The sequence below is a fragment of the Methylobacterium sp. AC315 genome (assembly GCF_979253755.1).
In genome coordinates, this window is the sequence record NZ_CEEDEA010000093.1 from 1 (window position 1) to 259 (window position 259).

1 pseudogene is annotated in these 259 nt (G+C 72.6%); it reads right to left on the minus strand.

Features of this window, described 5'->3' with window-relative positions:
* A pseudogene (locus tag AC0IY0_RS28840) lies at positions 1-259 on the minus strand (lipopolysaccharide-assembly, LptC-related protein); the annotation flags it as partial.

The following is a 259-nucleotide window of genomic DNA, read 5'->3' on the forward strand; positions in this document are numbered from 1 at the left end:
CGGGTCGGCGTTCGCGCTCACGACCTGCACGGTCCCGACGCCGGAGCTCCGCGTGCCGTTCTCGACCCCGTCGAGGGCGTGGGCGTTCACGGTGGCGCGCGGGGTCGAGACGGTGACCGGCTCCTGGGAGCTCACCGAGCCGGTCTTGACCACCACGGCGGCCGAGCGCAGGCGCGCTTCCTCGCCCTGGTCGGTCCAAATGCGGATGTCGTCTTTGAGGTCGAGCGCCTCGCGGGCGGTGTCGAACAGGCCAGAGGCC